The organism is Roseovarius tibetensis (assembly GCF_050896375.1).
In the GTDB taxonomy this organism is placed as follows: Bacteria; Pseudomonadota; Alphaproteobacteria; order Rhodobacterales; family Rhodobacteraceae; genus Roseovarius; species Roseovarius tibetensis.
Genome location: NZ_JBPBBB010000085.1, coordinates 2,501 through 5,084, shown reverse-complemented (window position 1 = coordinate 5,084; position 2,584 = coordinate 2,501). Strand labels below are relative to the sequence as shown.

General features: G+C 56.3%; 1 rRNA gene (only partly in view). It reads right to left on the bottom strand.

Annotated features, from left to right (window positions below):
- Window positions 1-2,584 (bottom strand): 23S ribosomal RNA (locus ACROSR_RS20085) (its annotated part continues 137 nt past the right edge of the window); the annotation flags it as partial.

Below are 2,584 nucleotides of genomic sequence, written 5' to 3'. Positions count from 1 at the left end.
AAGGGTGGCTTCACCGCGACTGGCGTCACGGTTTCAAAGCCTACCACCTATCCTGCACATCACAGTCCTGATGCCAGTGCGAAGCTGTAGTAAAGGTGCACGGGGTCTTTCCGTCTAACCGCGGGAAGCCTGCATCTTGACAGGCAATTCAATTTCGCTGAGTCGATGTTGGAGACAGCGGGGAAGTCGTTACGCCATTCGTGCAGGTCGGAACTTACCCGACAAGGAATTTCGCTACCTTAGGACCGTTATAGTTACGGCCGCCGTTTACCTGGGCTTCAATTCAAGGCTCTCACCTCTCCTTTTAACCTTCAGGCACCGGGCAGGCGTCAGACCCTATACGTCGTCTTGCGACTTCGCAGAGCCCTGTGTTTTTAGTAAACAGTCGCCACCCCCTGGTTTGTGCCCCCGGATCCAAGTTGCCTTGAACCCGGGCCTCCTTCTCGCGAACTTACGGAGGTATTTTGCCGAGTTCCTTCAACATCGTTCTCTCAAGCGCCTTGGTATGCTCTACCAGTCCACCTGTGTCGGTTTAGGGTACGATCTAGCGATGGAGCTATTTCCAGGAACTGCTAAGCGGCCCCTCCAATCCGATAAGGAGGAACAACCGTCGCAATCCGTCACTTCCATCTGGCCCGGGAATATTAACCCGGTTCCCATCGACTACGCCTTTCGGCCTCGCCTTAGGGGTCGGCTCACCCTGCTCAGATTAGCTTTAAGCAGGAACCCTTGGACTTTCGGCGAGAGTGTCTCTCACACTCTTTGTCGCTACTCATGTCATCATTCTCACTAGTGATCTCTCCACCGGATGGCTCACGCCCCGGCTTCATCGAAGATTTCCTGCCCTCCATGAGGCCCCGAGGGACCTCAGAGAGGATGGAAACCATGTCACACTACGCTCTGCTACCACGCCTTACGGCATCCGAAGCTTCGGCTCATGGCTTGAGCCCCGTTACATCTTCGCCGCAGGACAACTTGTTTAGACCAGTGAGCTGTTACGCTATCTTTAAAGGATGGCTGCTTCTAAGCCAACCTCCTGGTTGTTTTGGTCGTCCCACCTGCTTTCCCACTTAGCCATGAATTGGGGGCCTTAGCTGTCGGTCAGGGTTGTTTCCCTCTTGACGATGGACGTTAGCATCCACCGTCTGTCTGCCATCCAGTACTCCCCGGTATTCGGAGTTTGGTTAGGATCAGTAAGCCTGTGGGGCCCCATTACCCATCCAGTGCTCTACCCCCGGGGGTATTCAGATGACGCTCTACCTAAATAGATTTCGCAGAGAACCAGCTATCTCCGAGTTTGATTGGCCTTTCACCCCTAGGCACAACTCATCCCGACCTTTTTCAACAGGTGTGGGTTCGGACCTCCAGTACGTGTTACCGTACCTTCATCCTGGTCATGCCTAGATCACTCGGTTTCGGGTCTGATCCATCCAACTCGACGCCCTATTAAGACTCGCTTTCGCTGCGCCTACACCTAACGGCTTAAGCTTGCTGGATAGACCAAGTCGATGACCCATTATACAAAAGGTACGCCGTCACAAGACTGGACACTGATGACAATCAGTTGGTGGGGATCGACACACGGAAATAGACCGTTTCGAGCCCCGGGTTGTCGCTGTAGAGACCGGCATTCGAGCGGTGGTCCACACCCACGCCCATGCGCACGCCGCCGCGGTTCTCGTAGCCGAGTTCCACGCCCGATCGGAACACGATCGGACCGCCGAGATCGGCCCCGTCGCCTCGGGCGTAAAGCCCGGGCATCGCATGGAACTGGGCGTACCAGCGGTCGTTCGGCGTCGTGTAGGTCGTGGTGCTGCCAAGACCGACCCAGAGGCTGCCATCATTGGTGACCGATGCGCCATAGGTGGTCTGGAAGGGCCCCCATGCCGTGCCGGTCTGGCGTCTGACATGCAGCTCCTCGCCGATGCCGTCTTCCTGGAAGACGACCTCGCCCGCCGAGATCGCGGTGAACGCCTGGCGGTCGTTGCGCGCCAGGCACCCATTCTCGGGACAATGGGTCATGCCCATGTCGATCAGCCCCAGGACGAGGCCGACGACGGCGGCCGAGCCGTCCGTGAGAAATGCCAGATCCGACATGCGTCTCTCCATCGTTTTGGGACATCAGATATGTCCCGGATTGTCATTAGAGTCCAGTCAAGCTCCGACTGATTGTAGGCGTTCGGTTTCAGGTACTGTTTCACTCCCCTCGTCGGGGTGCTTTTCACCTTTCCCTCACGGTACTGGTTCACTATCGGTCAGTAAGGAGTACTTAGCCTTCGAAGGTGGTCCTCCGATCTTCAGACAGGATTTCACGTGTCCCGCCCTACTTGATACGTCCCGTCGAGCTTCCCATACGGGGCTGTCACCCGCTATGGCCATGCTTCCCAACATGTTCTGGTCACTCTCTGGGCTCGGCTGGTCCCCGTTCGCTCGCCGCTACTAGGGGAGTCGCTATTGCTGTCCTTTCCTCCGGGTACTTAGATGTTTCAGTTCCCCGGGTTTGCTCTTGAAGACCTATGTATTCAGTCCCCAAGTACCTGTTTGACCCGACTGGTGATAACCTTGCGGCTATCAACAATCGAGT